This window comes from Henriciella sp. (assembly GCF_029937755.1).
In the GTDB taxonomy this organism is placed as follows: domain Bacteria; phylum Pseudomonadota; class Alphaproteobacteria; order Caulobacterales; family Hyphomonadaceae; genus Henriciella.
The window spans coordinates 97778-113026 of record NZ_JAPYPG010000004.1; the positions used below are offsets into that span (position 1 = coordinate 97778).

Below are 15249 nucleotides of genomic sequence, written 5' to 3' on the forward strand. Positions count from 1 at the left end.
AGATTATCTGGAGGAATCCGCATGGGTGCGACTGTGCAACGACTGTCAGGCTCGTCCTCGGGCGACGACATCAGCAAGGCACTTGACGATGATGGGGTGGTCATCGTCGAAGACTTCCTGGCGCCGGATCTCGTGGCTGCGCTCAATGGGGAATTGCAGCCCTATATTGATGCCTGCAAACCGCGCGAACAAAAGAGCATGTATGACGGCTTTCTTGGGGCCTACACGGTGCGCCTTCATGGGATTGCGGCCAAGGCCGGGAGCTTTCCCGATGTCATGATCGATCCGCGCATCATGGCGGTCATGGACCAGCAGCTCAAACCCAATTGCACCGATTATCGTCTCAGTTCCGCCGAGCTGATCGAGATCCGCGGCGGGGAGACAGCCCAGCCAATCCACCGCGATGACGATTCCTGGCCGCGCGTCGCTCAGAGCGCCGCACCGCTCGTCGTTAATGTGATGATTGCACTCAGTGACTATTCCGCCGAAAACGGCGCGACAGTCGTCGTGCCCGGCAGCCACAAATGGGATCTTGAGCGCGAGCCAAAGTCCGAAGAGATCACCCAAGCGGTAATGTCGCCCGGTTCGGTCGCCATGTTTACCGGCCAGACGCTGCATGGCGGCGGCCAGAATGTCAGTGGTGTGCCCAGGCGCGGCCTGTCTGTTTCCTACTGCCATGGCTGGCTGGTGCCCGTCGAGAATAGTTGGCTCGGCATTCCGCTTGAGACGGTCCGCGACCTGCCGGAGCGCGCCCAGACCATGCTTGGCTATGACCTCTATGACGGCACGAGCCGCGGGGGCGGCCTGATCAACATGTATGAAGTCGGAAGCCCGCGCGCGCTCCTGGACGGATAGCCATGGTCAGATCAATTGAAATCGGCGCAGCCGACTACGTTGTAGTTGGCGCTGGATCGGCCGGCTGTGTCCTGGCAAACCGCCTGTCGGAATCGGGAACGCATGATGTCGCCCTGCTGGAATATGGCGGATCGGATATTGGCCCTTTCATCCAGATGCCGGCCGCCCTCTCCTATCCGATGAACATGAAGCGCTATGACTGGGGCTATCGCAGCGAGCCGGAGCCACATCTTGGCGGACGGCAGCTTGCGGCGCCGCGCGGCAAGGTGCTGGGCGGATCCTCCTCGATCAATGGCCTCGTCTATATCCGCGGCAATTCGAAGGATTTCGATGCCTGGGTGGACAAGGGCGCAGACGGCTGGGGCGGCCGGCACACCGCCCCCTATTTCCGGCGTCTGGAAAATGTCGAGGGCGCCAACCCAGCCATTCGCGGCACGGACGGGCCCATGCACATCACCGTGCCTGATCAGCAGCATCCGTTGGACCAGGCCTTCATCGCCGCCGCCCAGGAAGCCGGCTTCCCGAAGACAGCCGATTGTAACGGCCTGCATCAAGACGGCTTTGGCCCAATGGACCAGACCATCTGGAAAGGCCGGCGCTGGTCGGCGGCGAATGCCTATCTAAAGCCGGCGCTCGACCGCGAGAATCTCACACTCTATCGTGGACTAGCCTGCCGCATCCTCTGGAAAGGGAACAAGGCAACCGGCGTGGAGCTCCTGCATAAAGGCAAGCGGCGCATGTTGCTCGCCCGCAAGGAAGTCATCCTCAGCGCCTCGGTCTTCAATTCGGCGAAACTGCTCATGCTGTCGGGGGTCGGCGCACCTGAGGATCTGGCGCCATTCGGCATCGAAACGGTTAGTGAGCGCCGGGGCGTCGGTAAAAACCTGCAGGACCATCTGGAGATTTATCTCCAGATGCGCTGCACCGAGCCGATCACGCTGCGCCGCTATATGAACCCATTCAGCAAGGGTCTGGCCGGCCTGCAATGGCTGCTGACCCAGACCGGGATCGGCGCGAGCAATCATTTCGAAACGGCCGGCTTTGTGCGTCTGGACGATGAGGCCGACTATCCGGACGCGCAATATCATTTCCTGCCAGCGGCGATCCGTTATGATGGCAGCCAGCCCGTGCGTGCCCATGGCTTCCAGGCACATATCGGGCCTGGGCGCACCACGGCCCGCGGGCAGGTGCGGCTGAGTTCGGCCGATCCGCTGGCGGCGCCGTCCATACAATTCAACTACATGTCCAGCGAAGCAGACTGGAAGGCCTTCCGCGCCTGTGTGCGCCTGACGCGCGAGATCTTTTCCCAGCCCTCCCTGAACGCCTATGGCGGCGGGGAGATCGCACCAGGCCCTGATTGCACGAGCGATGAAGATATCGACGCCTTCGTGGCGCGCGAAGTCGAAAGCGCTTATCATCCATGCGGCACCTGCCGGATGGGCAGCCCGGATGACCCGGAAGCTGTAGTCGATCCGGAATGCCGGGTGATCGACGTGGAAGGCTTGCGTGTCGTAGATTCCTCGGTCTTCCCGAACATCACCAATGGCAACATCAACGCGCCGACCCTGATGGTGGCGGAGAAAGCGGCCGACCATATTCTGGGTAAGACGCCGCTTGCCGCAGATACGGTCTGATGGCGTTCTCTCAGCAGACAACGAGTACGACTGGCCCGACTCGCGGCGAGGTATTGGCGGCCATCATGATGGGTGGACTGGGGGTCACCCAGGTCGTTGCCATGCCGCTGCTGGCGACGCTCATCGCCGGGGCTTTCCATGTCGAGGGAGCCGGATCCGGCCTGGTCGGCCTCGCAAACCTTCTGGGCACTGCGGTTGGCTCGCTATTCGTGACAGTGTGGCTGAAGCGTCTGCCCTTCAGGCTGACAGCCATTCTTTCGGTACTTCTGGCCTGCACCGCCCAGCTCGGCGTAGCCTTCATGCCCGGTTTCAACGAGGCCGTGCTCATGGAAGCGCTGGCCGGCGTCGGCGCGGGCGTTCTATTGGCGCTTTCGGCGGCGATTGTCGGCGCTTCGGCCAATCCCGACCGGGGGTTTGCCTTTATCCTGACCTTGCAGGCCGTAATTGCGGTCATTGTCCTGCTCGCCATCCCGGTACTTGGCGGGGCATCTTCCTTTTTGCTCGTCGCGACCTTCCTGGCCGGGGTACAGGCCCTTCTGATGCCGGTCAGTGTCGCCCTGGGACAGAATCCGATGCTGGCGCCCCTGCAAAACGCATACGAGCAGAACGCTTCGACCTTTCATACTGCGGTCCTGTTGAAGGCAGCCGCCTATTTCACCTTTTCTGCCGCCGTTGGTGTGCTCTGGGTATTTTCCGGCATACTCGGCTCAATGGCAGGGCTGGCTGACGGCTCGATCGGGCAAGCCCTGGCGGTTGGCAACATCGCCGCAATCGCAGGATCGCTGCTAGCCGCCATCATCACCTCCCGCTTCGGGCGTATCGGGCCCGTCCTTGCCGTGTGTTTGACACTGGCACTCAGCGTGGTCCTGCTCACCGCACAAATGGGCATTGTCCGTTTCTACGCCGCCAGCAGCCTGTTCCTCTTCGCCTGGGGCGGCGGGCTACCCTTGCTGATGGGTATCGTGGCGGAGGTCGACCCGACTGAAAGGGTGACCTCACTCCTGCCGGTTCTCGCATTTGCCGGAATGGGCGTTGGGCCCGCGCTGGTCGGCCTCGTACCGGCAGCTTATGGGCTTTTCCAGCAAGTGAGCGCCACCACGATTGGCCTCGTCTTGCTGGCATTCCTTCTTTTTGTCATCACACATCTCCGCTGGAGCCTGCCAATGCAGAGCCGGTCAACCGAGTAAGACGTATCCGTTAGGCGCAGAGACGAGCCCAACGCTCACAATAAAGTTGGTGACAGTGGTCACATCAGCAGGAGTGATTGTACAAATGGTCGCCCGGCAGGCTCGTCAGGCTGGGCCTGCGACTCTTGCAAAATGGCCCTTGTCCTGGCCCAGACACCGCTCTGGTCAGCAATATGTATGATGGTCTTTTTCGGCAGATTCACAGCAATGGCACCAGTGGCCAACGGCCCAACCAGGAGAGAGAATGAACAGGTTTTACCGACGTTCTCCGAGACTTTCCCGTTGAACGATCTGGATGTTGTTATTGACCATGTGCTGCGGCTTGCCATCCCAGTCGCTACTGGTGATCTGAGAGATAATATCGATGGCGGCCTCTACCATCTCGGCGATGGGCTGATGGACCGTTGTCAGGCGTGGCCAGATAGCAGCCGCAATGGCAGTGTCATCAAAGCCCACAATGGATAGCTCGCCAGGCACCTGAACCGACCGGCGCTGGGCAGCGGCAATCACACCAGCAGCCATATCGTCATTGCTTGCGAAGATCGCGGATGGCGGATGATCGAGACCAAGCAGCCTGTCGCCCATGTCCATGCCTGAACGGAATGTAAAGTCGCCTTCCAGGATCAGTTCTTTCTCGACGGGCAGCCCATGTTCAGCAAGTGCGCCGACATACCCATCGCGCCGCTGGTGGCTGGAGGGATGCTGAACCGGGCCACAGACCAAACCGATCCGCTCATGGCCCTTTTCGATCAGGAAGCTTGTCATCGCATGGGCCGCGGCCTGATCATCAAAGGTAACGGTAGACTGGCTCTCGACCGCCATCGTGTTGCCCAGCAGGACTGTTGGCAGGTTGAGCTCATGGATGAGATTGAGCAACGCCGCATTGCCACTCAACGGTGGCGTAAGAATAAGACCATCCAGCTGGATCGTACTCAGGCGCTCGACAATGGCAGACGTGTCCGCCCCGTCATCGATGTCCGCCAGGTCTTCGATCACGAGGTGATGCCCGAGATCCCTGCAATGCTTCAGGGCGCTTACGAGAAGGGCGCTCAAATAGCTCGGGCTGGGATTGTAATAGGCTAGACCAATCAGCTTGGATCGCCCGCCAGCAAGTCCTCGTGCCATGAGGTTCGGACGGTAGTTCAGCGCCGATATCGCTTCTTCCACCCTTTGCCGGGTCGATTCCTTGACCAGCTTCTGCTTGTTGAGAACCCGCGACACGGTCATCTGGGAGACACCGGCCTTTTCCGCGACTTCCTTGATTGTAATCGGCTGACGCTTGCTCAATGTTCTTTAGCCCAGTCCAGTTGCTGCAGGCATTAGCGTGTAACGACTTCGCTACGTCTATGGCAAGAGTCGGCAGCGTTAGCGCCAACATCCACCGAAGACTAATCGCAAATCAGCCGGGATGACCCTTTGCGCTGCCTCCTCATGGTCTGCCCCATGCACACACGCGAGGCGATGGTTTCCTCTTAGTTGGCAAATCCATCACCAACACCGAAGTCACGGCGAGCGGAGACAATACTCACGATCACGCCCACCAGCACATCCATTAGAACCATCATGGTCAGCAGGAAAAAGGTCGATGTCGCGAAATTGGCAATCGTCAGGAAGAGGATGAGGCAGAGGACCAGAACCCCCATGGACGCTGCGTGATTGATCATGGCACTGGAGCGGGAACTGGTTGCTTTCACGATCTCGAAAGACAACAGAACCAAGGAGAAGAACAGGAATGTATCGCTGCCGGTCAACGTCCAGCGCACGCCTGACATCATCGGCAACCCGAATAGTGAGGCCCGTAGCATCGACTCGATGGCCGGCGCCGTCTCGCTATGACCTCCGCCAGCGATCCAGGTGAGAATAATATAGAGGCCAAGTGAAATGGCGAGCAACGGTGTCCAGGTCAGCGCAGTCTGCAGGACGCCGCCTCTGGAACGTTGCCTGTCATGGGCGGAAGGGTGCGGTATCACCATTTCAGTATCCTCCTGCGGCTCCCGGACCGCGAAGACGGTCACGAATGGATTGCCTGGACTTACTCAAATGCTCTTCAAGCTCACTGGCAACCGATTGTCTCGATGCTTGGAGTTCTGCGGCTAGCGATGGCGCGGCTGACTGGGCCACAGATTGCAGAACCTGGTCTGCATTTGGACCGGACAATTGGTACGCTCGATGCTCGGCAACCGCCCCGATCACGAAAGGCTTCTCTCCCGGGTATACTGGCGGCTGGGTATAGTGCATCATGACATCATAATCGATCCAGACATGCCCCTCTTCGCCCCAGTCCGTGCCCCAGGAATTGCGAACCAGAAAGGCATTTTCACGGTCGTCATAGCCGACAATCAACATGGCGTGGCCGCTACGGGCGTCTTCCCACCTCCCATCAGCGGGGGGACGCATCCGTCCTTTTCGTCCCTCAATCCCCATCAATAGCCGCGGTACGGCCATGCCGAAGACAACCGGAAGACCGCTGGCCAGCGCATCCTTTACGGCGTCGCCATGCTCGAGTTCTGCAAACTCGACTCCTCGAAACCGTTCAGCGGCCGTGTAGCAATCTTTTGTTGGGGGTTCATTCACCATAGCATGCTGGTAGGGCCACATTGCTTCCGGGCAGACGCCCCAGCCAAGGACGGACGCCAGCGCCTTGCGCCTTGAGGATCCTGTATCGTGGATCTCCTTGTCGGCGAGCTTACGCGCATTGTAGTAGACGAAAAGACGTGAGAGATCGCGCACGCGCTCACCGCGGCGAACCTGATGGTATTCGAGGGCACCGACGACTGCATTCGCGACGCAGGAGCCGACTTTTCTCTGGTCCTCAACCGGCGAACAGTAAGAGCGAAGATCCACCTTGGCAGGTCGCTCGATCGCTCCAGTCTTTTCAAGAGTTGGAAAACTCTGGCCCGGTTCATCGGGCAGACACCCCCCAATCAGGCAGTCGTCTAGCGCTTCAAGCATGCCAAACCTCCATGTGGCTGGCGCAGGAAACATCTCTCCGCGAAGCGCGATCTGCCTCCTGCGCTCGAGCCTGCGGGCGTCCCCCCGCCCGGATTTCGTCAATCCTCATAACCGCCTCCTGCGCCCGGTCCGCGATCATATCCACCACCGGCGCCGGGCCCACGGTCGTATCCACCTCCCGCACCAGGACCACGATTGTATCCACCGCCTGCGCCAGGCCCACGCAATCGGTCACGCAGGCCTTGCCGGGTGGCATCCAGATTGGTCTCCAGGTCATTTCGGAGGTGCGATTTGAATGCCCGGATCTGGTCCTGGACACTCGGCGGCGCCTTGGCGACAGTGGCCTCGACTGATTGTTCAACCGACGCGCCAGCCAGCTTGAAGTATTTGGCGCGGTCAAGCGCGCCGATCGTCCAGAAGCCAAGTGGCTGCTTGTAATGGTCCATGACCCGGTAATCGATCCAGACATAACCATTGATGCCCCAGCCGGGCCCCCATGAATTTCTCACGAGCCAGGCGTTCTTGGAGTCGTCATAACCGACAATCAGCATGGCGTGGCCGCTCGAAGCGGGTTCCCAGTTGCCATCCTCCGGCGCCGGCACGTAGCCACGTTCACGCCCGATAACCATCAGGGCATGTTGCGGGACGCTCATCCCGAAGATGATTGGCAGGCCAGACGCCAGAGCGATCTTGAGATCGACACCATGATTGATGCTTGCGTAGCTAAGGGAGGAAAAATGTATCGCTTCCGCATAAGCTTGCTGCGGCGGCTCATGAATCCAGATGGAAGGATCATACGGCCAGACCGGTTCAGGACAGGCCCCGAAGGCCAGGTACGCCGCCACAACACTTGGCATTGACGCGCCGGAATCCTGATCGACCGTCCCCATTAGCTTGCGGGCATTGTAATAGATGAACAGCCGCGAGAGATCCGTAAGCGGTTGGCGATGCAGGATCTGGTGGTACTCCAGCGCGCCGGCCACGGCGTTAGCCGTACACGAACCAACAGTCCCCTGGTCTTCTACAGGCGAACACATCGGCGAAAGATCCACAGCAGGCGGCAGATCCGGCCGGCTTGTAGCAGCAAGGGTGGGGACCGGCTGATTCGGATCGGCCGGCATGTATCCGCCAAGCTTCGGGCTGTTCTGGGCTATTGGCATTGCAGATACCCCCAAGCGTCATAATAGCAGTTGGCGTTTGCGCTTCCCCCCGTCGGCTCTTCAGTGAAGCCGGCGAAGACAGCAATCAGGACGAGGATGCCTATTACCGCCCATCCCCATTTTGGAATGGCGTGGAACATCCGGCCATAGGCCTTTTTGAGCTCATTTTGTGCGCTCTTGTATTCGCGCTTTCGTTCTTCCACTGAAGCGCCGGAACGCAAACCACGACTATTGAAGCCGTTGATCATCTCGTTGCGGTACTCAGCTGCAGACTGGGGCCTCAGATCGCGATTGGCTGAGAGGCCGCGTTCAATGAGTTTATCGATCGCGGCCGGTACATCCGAGCGTCCGTCTGAAGGAGGCGACCAGTGCCCGGTCGGAAGTACGCCAACGATCAGTTCGTAGAAGATTTTGGATACTGAATAGAGATCGGCTGCGGCATTCGCAGCATTGGCATTCCGGATCTGCTCCGGTGCCATGTAGAGCTGCGTGCCGAGACCGGTTCCCGTACTATCATTCGTCTTCTCGGCGGTCGCCAGCGCGATACCGAAATCGACGATTTTCACCTTCGCATCCTGCTCTGTCGGTTCACCGAGCAGCATGATGTTCTCGGGCTTCAGATCGCGGTGAATGACGCCCGCAGCATGGGCCGCCTCAAGGCCGTTCAGCACTTCCTTCACGATCTGCCCGGCAACGCGGGCAGGCACCTCCTCGTTCTTTGACATCTTTTCGGTGCGCCAGATATGGAGCGGTTTGCCCTCGACATATTCCATGGCGATATATGGGGCACCCTGCCAGACGCCGATATCATAGGTCCGAACGACGTTCGGATGCGCAATCGTACGAGTCGTCTTGCCCTCTTCGATCAAGCGCTGAACGGCTTTCTCGCTCTTGACCTGATGGGCAGGGATAACCTTCAGCGCCACCGGCGTGTCCGTGACCATTTCGGTGGCCTTGTAGACAACCCCCATGCCGCCTGCGCCGATCAGGCGGTCGATACGGTACTTTCCGGCGACCTCCATACCGGGCTCGATCGATGGACCCTCCTGTCGGTCGTAAGGGTCGATGGTCTTATGGCCCGGAGCAACCGTCTCAATCCCCGAGACCGTATTCAGGGCAGCGCCTCCAACCGGCACTTGCGATGTATCCTGCATTTCCGGAGTGCCGGGGACTTTTGCACCACAGGCCGCACAGAAGTGAGCTTCATTCGGCAACCCGGTTCCGCATTCAACGCATGTCGACATGGCCATCCCTCCTCAAGCGCTACAGGTCCGGGTCAGGATGATGCGCGTCACATCCTCCCGCTCCGCCTCGAACCGCACCGAGACCTGCAAGGCGTCCGGCGTTTTTCTTAGTGGGGAAATCGTATCTCCATCCTGCAGCGTGACACACTTGGTGCGGCCATAAGCATCCCCGTTCACGCGCAGGCCGTATTGGCTTTCCACGCGCAGCATCAGACGTCCCGACTCCGGGTAGAGTGAGAAGTGCTGACGCGAGATCGACCCCGTCAAAGGCGATAGCGCGCCATCAGCCGTCGTGACGAGCAAGCGCGCATCATTGCCTTCCTGGTCCCGACCGACGGCGTTGCGCCCGAGATAAAGCAGCCCGCTCGGATCGAGGAGAGGGCCGTCGAAAGGACAGTCGCCCTCGCCAAAGCCCCGCCAGACAAATTCGACTGTCCGGGGGACGCGTAACCCTGTCTCATAGCCGCGCCGGCCAAGTCTTGCTTCATCCTGATCGGCACGATTGAGCTTTAGCGGAATGGGCCGGACGTGCGTTTCCTGGCCCTCGGCGCGGTCAGCCTCAATACGTGTGGGGTTGTAGACGGTGAGGCCTGCTCCGATCTGGTCGGCATTGACATTGATGTTGGTGACAGGCCCATCCGGATCCCGGCTTTCAACCGGAAAGATGATCGAACTTGTCAGGACGAAGGCTTCCTCGCGCCAGTGATATCGCGATGCCACGGCAATACGCAGGTCCACCTGATGGATCCCGGCATGATCCAGAACTCCGGTCCGAACGGCAACATTCGACGAGCGCCCGGCCTCAAGACGTTCGAAGGAAAGTGGAATCTCGTTCCAGCCAGCGTCATCCTCTTTCATCCAGAGCCCGGTAATGAAGAGTGGCCGCCCCACGGAGGAGGCATTCTTAACGACCAGTGGAAGGGCAAGCTTGCCACCCTCACGCACCGTGCTCGCAGCACCTGCATCGAGATAGAGTTCTGGCTGGACGCAGACCGGGCACATGCCGGACTTGTCGAGAAGCGAATGGCATTCCTGCGACGCCATGCACCAGATCAGTGGCTCGCCACATTCGCCGCAGAAACCGGCCCCGGATGTAGTGGCCGAGCGGGCACAGCAATCCTTTGGCCGCGAGAGTGTGGGGGCCGGCATTGTCATCATCTCAGACCCGCAGCTTCGTCCCGCACTTCATGCAGAACTTGGAGGTTGCAGGGGCCGCCGTACTGCACTTCGGACAATCGACGGTCTCCGGTGCAGATTGCAGCTGGCTGGTTACGTCCCCACGCGGCGCGTTTCCGCCGCCCGCTCCAGCCGCTACACCGACGGCACCCTGCATTCCCATGCTGAACATCTCGCGCGCCTGCGACTCAGACCGAATTTGTGCGGCCTGCGCGGCTTCGACCATGTCCTTCATCAATTGCATGCTGTCCTGATTGGCCGATGTCTCCGCGCGGGCGCGCTCAGCAAGCACAGCGGCGACATCGGGAGACAAACCCGCATCGATTGCGAGGATCTGTTCGGACGTCATGCCGGACTTGATCTTGAGTTCTTCGTGGCGACCCTTCTGGTCCTGCTCACGGTCGAGCCGACGGATTTCAGCGCGGACCCTTTCACCCCGCAGCTCGATTTCCTGGAGTTCCGAAATGTGCAGGCGCTGTTGCTCCTGAGTGACCTTCGCGATCTCCAACTCGTCGAAAGCCCCGGACTTCTTCATCTCCGCAATATGCTTCTCGCGGAGAGAAGACATGTCGGTGTCGATCTTGAGTTGCTCCTGCTGGATGCGCATCAACTCCGTTTCGTTTCGCGCGTTTGACAGCTGGTTCTCGAAGGTCGCCTTACGCTCCCGTTCGAGGAAAGCGATCTGGTGGTCCAGTTCCTCCATTTCCTGACGTCGCTTGGCCTTTTCACGCGCATCGATGAACTCGATTTCGTTATTGAGAGCCATATGCTTGAGTTCGTCTTCGCTGGCATTCTGAAGCTTGGCGAGGTCGGTCTTCGAGCGGATCTCGAATTCCGTCGCATCGTTGACGAGTTCGGCCTGACGTTTGGCCATTTCGATCTGGAACTCGACTTCGCGCTGATGACGCTCAGCTTCCGCATGGGCCTGGTTGGCGGCTTCTTCGGCGTTCTGCGCCCATTCGATCGAGGCCGCCCGAACGATTAAACCGAGATCTCCGACAACACGCTCCACCTCTTTCATCATGTCGGCCTGGAGTTTGTCCTGCAGACCGGTATCGCCCCGGATATCTGCGGCATCGACCCGCCCGATTGTGGATTCGAAGACCCGGTCGGAAAAATGTGGGCGAATGCGCGCCAGCACATCAGCCTTGGCGAGGGCTTTGCGGCCAAGATTGTTGGCATCGTCGGGCACCCGGTCGACGCCATGCATCATGCCCAGAATATTCGACGGCTTGTCCGGATTAACCTGCAGCTCAATGGTCGCAACGCCGGTAATATCGACATTGTCCCGACTGGTAGCCTTCAGCACCGTCTGGAGCTGGAAGGGCTTCAGGTCGGCGATCATCATGGAGACGTGCGTCGACCCTCCAATGATACCCTTCAGCTTGTCGACAAGCCCGCCAACGGAAAAGTGGCCGCCTTTGAAGGCATCGATCAACTCACCATTCTTGAACAGGAGCGCAGCATAGTCCGGTGGGACGGCAAAGCGCTTCTCGAAGAAGGCCTTGAATTCGCTTTGGCGCATGAATTCGGCGAGCATGCGCGGATCGCTAAGGACAATCGGTTCGGACGCCATGATCAGCTCTCCCACTTCCGGCTGGAAACAAAGGTGACGATGTTGAAAAGAATGACCCCGACGGTGACAGCGACACCGATCGGGTGCTCCTGGATGACGGCCATCAGGCGCTCACCCGCAGAATACTGTTCCCAATAGCGCCCCATGATCGACACCTGGAAAACGGTGCCGGAAATCATGCTGGCCAGTGAAAACAGTGCCATGCCGAAGGAAACGAGGCGGCCAATCCGCGCGACGAGCGATTCCTTCTTGCGTAGCTTTAGTTCGGCGGCCTTGGCCTCGTCGAGGTCGCGCTGATTTAGCGTTTTTTCGTACGCTTCGCCTCGGGCGAGCGCTGATTTCCGGGCCTTTTCGTCGACTGAGAGGAAGTCCGGGGCCGCATTGCGGTTTACACGGGCACCACGCACAGCCGTCAGGTTCGACGCCCTGCGCCGCCAGATAATGAAAATGGTCCAGGCCAGCCACAACGCCGTGACCACGCAAGTCACGTTGAACATGACGGTAATCAGTGGCCAGGCATCCGGCGGCACAGTATTGATGGCATCTTCCATGACAGACCTCGCAAGGGTGGTTCATGGATAGAGGCGTGGCAGTGCCCGAAACCGGGTCAGATAATTTCGATTTTTTTTGGATACGTGCGAACAGGTGAGCCCTGATCAGCCGGTCGCTTCTTCAACCAGTTCCCGAACGCCTTCGCTCAAACGTCCTGCCAAGCCGCGGCCAACGCTTTCCGGATCTGCAAGTTCGTTTTCAGCCAGGACGCTTTCGTCTTCCTTCAGAGACCCATTGGAAAAGGGGCGCAGCGACCGTCTATCATCGCGAAGTCGCTCGATCGCAGCTTTCAGACTGCCAGTGGCGTCCATCTCTTCGGCTACACGGCTCGGCTCCACGCCGAGGTGCTCGCCGACAAGGTCATTTCGCAGCGCGATAATTGTCCGGGTGACAGCCTCCGGATTGGAACAGGCTTTTGCCTCGATTGCGAGGTCACATTCGGTATCAAACCCCATGGATCGATTGTTGAGATTTGAAGAACCGACCCGAAGCAGTTTATCGTCGACAATCAGCACCTTCGCGTGAACATAGATGTCATTGCCCCCTTCCGTCACCGGATAGTATGCCCGGAAACGGCCGTGCGGATCGTTTGACCACAGGAACCTCAGCAATCTTTCGCGCGCCCCATCCATGGCTTTCTGGCGCAACCAGCCTTCAGCCTTGTGCGGCAGGATTACGATAAACTCCGGGCCGTCCGGCTCTGCCAGCCTATCTGCAATGGCTCGCGCGATCTTTGCCGAAGCGAGATACTGGGTCTCGACGTAGAAGGTCTCTTGCGCCTGGGCGATGGCTTTTAGATAAAGGGCCTCAATCTCCCGGATTTCGTCAAAATCCTTATAGTCCGGATAAGTGCGCGCAATCGCGACAGGGACATTCTCGAATGTGGTCTCCAGGTCCGGCCAGCCGGGTGGTGTTTGGACCTCTGGCGGCGACAGTTCCTCTCCCGTCGCCCGATACCAGCGTTGACGGGCCAGATCCCCCAACGCCGCCGCGACGGGCCCGGATACAGCCGTCGTCACGTCGTGCCAGGGCTTTTCCGGTTCATCATTCTGAGGCAGGCCCCTGGAGCTCTGATCATCCAGATGCTCGCGCGTATCCCAGCGCCCGGCCGTCATGTCGATTCCGCCGCAGAAAGCGACCCGGTCGTCGATAATGATGATCTTGGAATGATGCGCCGCACCAGCCGGATGTTCGCTGTCGAGCTTGAAATGGAAATGCTCTGCAAACCGCATCGGCCGCACTGCGATAGGCACCATGCCTCGCCCTAGTGCTTCAAGCGTTCCCATGTCCCATTTCAGCATGTAGAGGTCGAGTTCTTCGCGGTCATGAACCAGCCAGTCGAGGAATTTTCCAAGCTCATTTGGGCCTTCCAGCGTTTGGCCTTTGGGCTCGAACTGTAGTCGCGTATCGAAGTCCCAACCGATCATCATGATCGTCTTGCGAGCTGAAAGCATGGCGCGCTTAACCGCTGGAAAGTAGTCCGCGCCATCGATGATGACTCGAACCTTGTCGGCGCTTTCGATGCGCCAACAGGTTTCATCGGGGTTCAGAAGTGCCGCCGCATCGCTCACCTGATTGCCTCTCCCTTAGAACCGCCGTTTTGCGCTGACCGACATGACATCGGCGTGGCCACTATACTCGCCAACAACCCGATCGCCGAAATTTCCTGCACGATCAAAATCGGTTTCCTCGATCTGAACCCGGTTGAATGCAGCATCGACCGACCAGTCTTCATTGGGCGACCAGGTTGCACCCATAGCAATGATATGGCGGTCATTGTCAGGAATGCGAGCCGTCCGAAATTGCGCCTGTGTCGGGCTTTCGTCGAGCGCATACCCCGCCCGAACCATCCATCCCTCCGACAGCTCATAGTCTACCCCGACGCCATAGCGTCCGGCGTCTTCATAATTAAGCTCCTCGACCGAGTCTGGCTGGACCGGATTCTCGAATTCGACGCGAAGCTCTTCGATGCTCGACCACTCCGTCCATTGTGCGTTGGCGTAAAAAGTCGCGCGTTCCGAGGCGCGCCACTTTACACCAAGCTCAGTCGAGGCTGGCAGATCGAGCGATGCGCTACCCGGCGTATCGGTGAAGGCGCCAGTAGCAGTCAGGAAGCCTGCATTCGCGGGAACCGTGAAATCGGCACTCCCCTCAATGTCGTGCTGGACTTCCGAGCGATAGTGCAGACCGATTGTAACATCAGGATGCGGCATCCAGGCCAGCCCGGCATTCCAGCCATAGCTCCAGTCATCGCCCTCGATCTCGGTGAGGCCATCAGCGCCTTGTGGCACGACGCCAGCCGTTGTGCAGGTCAGCGGATCAGACTGGCTGAAGCATACAGCGCCGAAATCGATTGCGCTGGTCAGGCGGGCATCAATACGCTGGGCGCTTATGCCTGCGCCAACAGAGAACGTATCTGTCAGCGCGAAACCGACGCTCGGATTGATGTTGATCGTCTCAAGCTCGGATTCGAGCGCTTGATAGCGGCCAGGCCAGTCACGTTCATACTCTGTCGCGAGACCGAAGGGCGCACTGATAGACAGACCAAGCGAAAGCCTTTCGGTGAGCGGATAGACGGCATGACCGTGCGGTACGGTGGCATCAGACAGGAATCCGTCCGTGTTTCCACCCAGTGGGTTTCCAAGCGCGTCGGTTGAGCCCTGGTCGTCAAACTCGGCGTTGCCGAGGATCTGGCTTGCGCCGACCGTGATTTCTGGACGCTCAAACGCAGGCAACAGCGCGGGATTGCCGAATGCCGCTGAAGCATCCTGGGTTTGAGTGACCCGGCCAGCATTGGCACGGCCTAGGTCTGATGTGGAGTATTCGTTGATGGCAAAACTGTCAGCTTGCGCTGTTCCCAGCGCGGAGCTGGAGAGCAGTGCGATGGTCAGGAAAGAGATACGATACATGGGA

General features: G+C 59.3%; 13 protein-coding genes. 3 read left to right on the forward strand and 10 right to left on the reverse strand.

The window, feature by feature from the left end:
- The first annotated feature begins 21 nt into the window (after window positions 1-21).
- The 3 genes from Q1K29_RS10245 to Q1K29_RS10255 all read left to right on the forward strand — a co-directional run bounded on the left by Q1K29_RS10245 (window position 22) and on the right by Q1K29_RS10255 (window position 3676).
- A complete protein-coding gene (locus Q1K29_RS10245) occupies window positions 22-855 on the forward strand; it encodes a phytanoyl-CoA dioxygenase family protein (RefSeq protein WP_300394309.1) in 834 nt (277 codons plus the stop codon).
- A gap of 2 nt (window positions 856-857) precedes the next feature.
- Complete coding sequence (gene betA, locus Q1K29_RS10250; RefSeq protein WP_300394312.1) at window positions 858-2489, forward strand: choline dehydrogenase; 1632 nt, start codon at window positions 858-860, stop codon at window positions 2487-2489.
- A 65-nt stretch (window positions 2490-2554) separates the two neighbouring features.
- A complete protein-coding gene (locus tag Q1K29_RS10255; protein WP_300394316.1) occupies window positions 2555-3676 on the forward strand; it encodes an MFS transporter in 1122 nt (373 codons plus the stop codon).
- A 255-nt stretch (window positions 3677-3931) separates the two neighbouring features.
- Here the strand turns inward: Q1K29_RS10255 and Q1K29_RS10260 are convergent, their stop codons facing one another.
- From Q1K29_RS10260 to Q1K29_RS10305, 10 genes are all read right to left on the reverse strand, one after another.
- Window positions 3932-4963 carry a LacI family DNA-binding transcriptional regulator gene (locus tag Q1K29_RS10260; RefSeq protein WP_300394319.1) on the reverse strand — a complete coding sequence of 344 codons (1032 nt, stop codon included), beginning with the start codon at window positions 4961-4963 and terminating at the stop codon, window positions 3932-3934.
- Between the two features lie 185 nt (window positions 4964-5148).
- Complete coding sequence (locus tag Q1K29_RS10265) at window positions 5149-5649, reverse strand: hypothetical protein (RefSeq protein ID WP_300394321.1); 501 nt, start codon at window positions 5647-5649, stop codon at window positions 5149-5151.
- Between the two features lies 1 nt (window position 5650).
- Complete coding sequence (locus Q1K29_RS10270; protein ID WP_300394324.1) at window positions 5651-6628, reverse strand: C1 family peptidase; 978 nt, start codon at window positions 6626-6628, stop codon at window positions 5651-5653.
- Window positions 6629-6726: 98 nt separating this feature from the next.
- Window positions 6727-7788, reverse strand: coding sequence for a C1 family peptidase (locus Q1K29_RS10275; RefSeq protein ID WP_300394327.1), 1062 nt, complete (start codon window positions 7786-7788; stop codon window positions 6727-6729).
- Window positions 7779-9032: a serine/threonine-protein kinase gene (locus Q1K29_RS10280; protein WP_300394330.1), complete on the reverse strand. Its 1254-nt coding sequence runs from the start codon at window positions 9030-9032 to the stop codon at window positions 7779-7781. Before Q1K29_RS10280 ends, Q1K29_RS10275 begins: the two co-directional genes overlap by 10 nt.
- A gap of 12 nt (window positions 9033-9044) precedes the next feature.
- A complete protein-coding gene (locus Q1K29_RS10285) occupies window positions 9045-10181 on the reverse strand; it encodes an FHA domain-containing protein (RefSeq protein WP_300394333.1) in 1137 nt (378 codons plus the stop codon).
- Window positions 10182-10191: 10 nt separating this feature from the next.
- Window positions 10192-11784: a hypothetical protein gene (locus Q1K29_RS10290; RefSeq protein ID WP_300394336.1), complete on the reverse strand. Its 1593-nt coding sequence runs from the start codon at window positions 11782-11784 to the stop codon at window positions 10192-10194.
- Window positions 11785-11786: 2 nt separating this feature from the next.
- Window positions 11787-12335, reverse strand: a complete 549-nt coding sequence (locus Q1K29_RS10295) for a hypothetical protein (protein ID WP_300394339.1) — start codon at window positions 12333-12335, stop codon at window positions 11787-11789.
- A gap of 105 nt (window positions 12336-12440) precedes the next feature.
- Window positions 12441-13907: a phospholipase D-like domain-containing protein gene (locus Q1K29_RS10300; RefSeq protein WP_300394342.1), complete on the reverse strand. Its 1467-nt coding sequence runs from the start codon at window positions 13905-13907 to the stop codon at window positions 12441-12443.
- A gap of 15 nt (window positions 13908-13922) precedes the next feature.
- Entirely contained in the window at window positions 13923-15245 is a 1323-nt protein-coding gene (locus Q1K29_RS10305; RefSeq protein ID WP_300394345.1) for an outer membrane protein transport protein, read from the reverse strand.
- Window positions 15246-15249: the final 4 nt, after the last annotated feature.

Bases quoted from the DNA above. Each gene is read 5' to 3' on its own strand.
- Q1K29_RS10245 (WP_300394309.1), top strand. From the start codon at position 22: ATGGGTGCGACTGTGCAACGACTGTCAGGCTCGTCCTCGGGCGACGAC.
- betA (WP_300394312.1), top strand. From the start codon at position 858: ATGGTCAGATCAATTGAAATCGGCGCAGCCGACTACGTTGTAGTTGGC.
- Q1K29_RS10255 (WP_300394316.1), top strand. From the start codon at position 2,555: ATGATGGGTGGACTGGGGGTCACCCAGGTCGTTGCCATGCCGCTGCTG.
- Q1K29_RS10265 (WP_300394321.1), bottom strand. From the start codon at position 5,649: ATGGTGATACCGCACCCTTCCGCCCATGACAGGCAACGTTCCAGAGGC.
- Q1K29_RS10270 (WP_300394324.1), bottom strand. From the start codon at position 6,628: ATGCTTGAAGCGCTAGACGACTGCCTGATTGGGGGGTGTCTGCCCGAT.
- Q1K29_RS10275 (WP_300394327.1), bottom strand. From the start codon at position 7,788: ATGCCAATAGCCCAGAACAGCCCGAAGCTTGGCGGATACATGCCGGCC.
- Q1K29_RS10280 (WP_300394330.1), bottom strand. From the start codon at position 9,032: ATGTCGACATGCGTTGAATGCGGAACCGGGTTGCCGAATGAAGCTCAC.
- Q1K29_RS10285 (WP_300394333.1), bottom strand. From the start codon at position 10,181: ATGCCGGCCCCCACACTCTCGCGGCCAAAGGATTGCTGTGCCCGCTCG.
- Q1K29_RS10290 (WP_300394336.1), bottom strand. From the start codon at position 11,784: ATGGCGTCCGAACCGATTGTCCTTAGCGATCCGCGCATGCTCGCCGAA.
- Q1K29_RS10295 (WP_300394339.1), bottom strand. From the start codon at position 12,335: ATGGAAGATGCCATCAATACTGTGCCGCCGGATGCCTGGCCACTGATT.
- Q1K29_RS10305 (WP_300394345.1), bottom strand. From the start codon at position 15,245: ATGTATCGTATCTCTTTCCTGACCATCGCACTGCTCTCCAGCTCCGCG.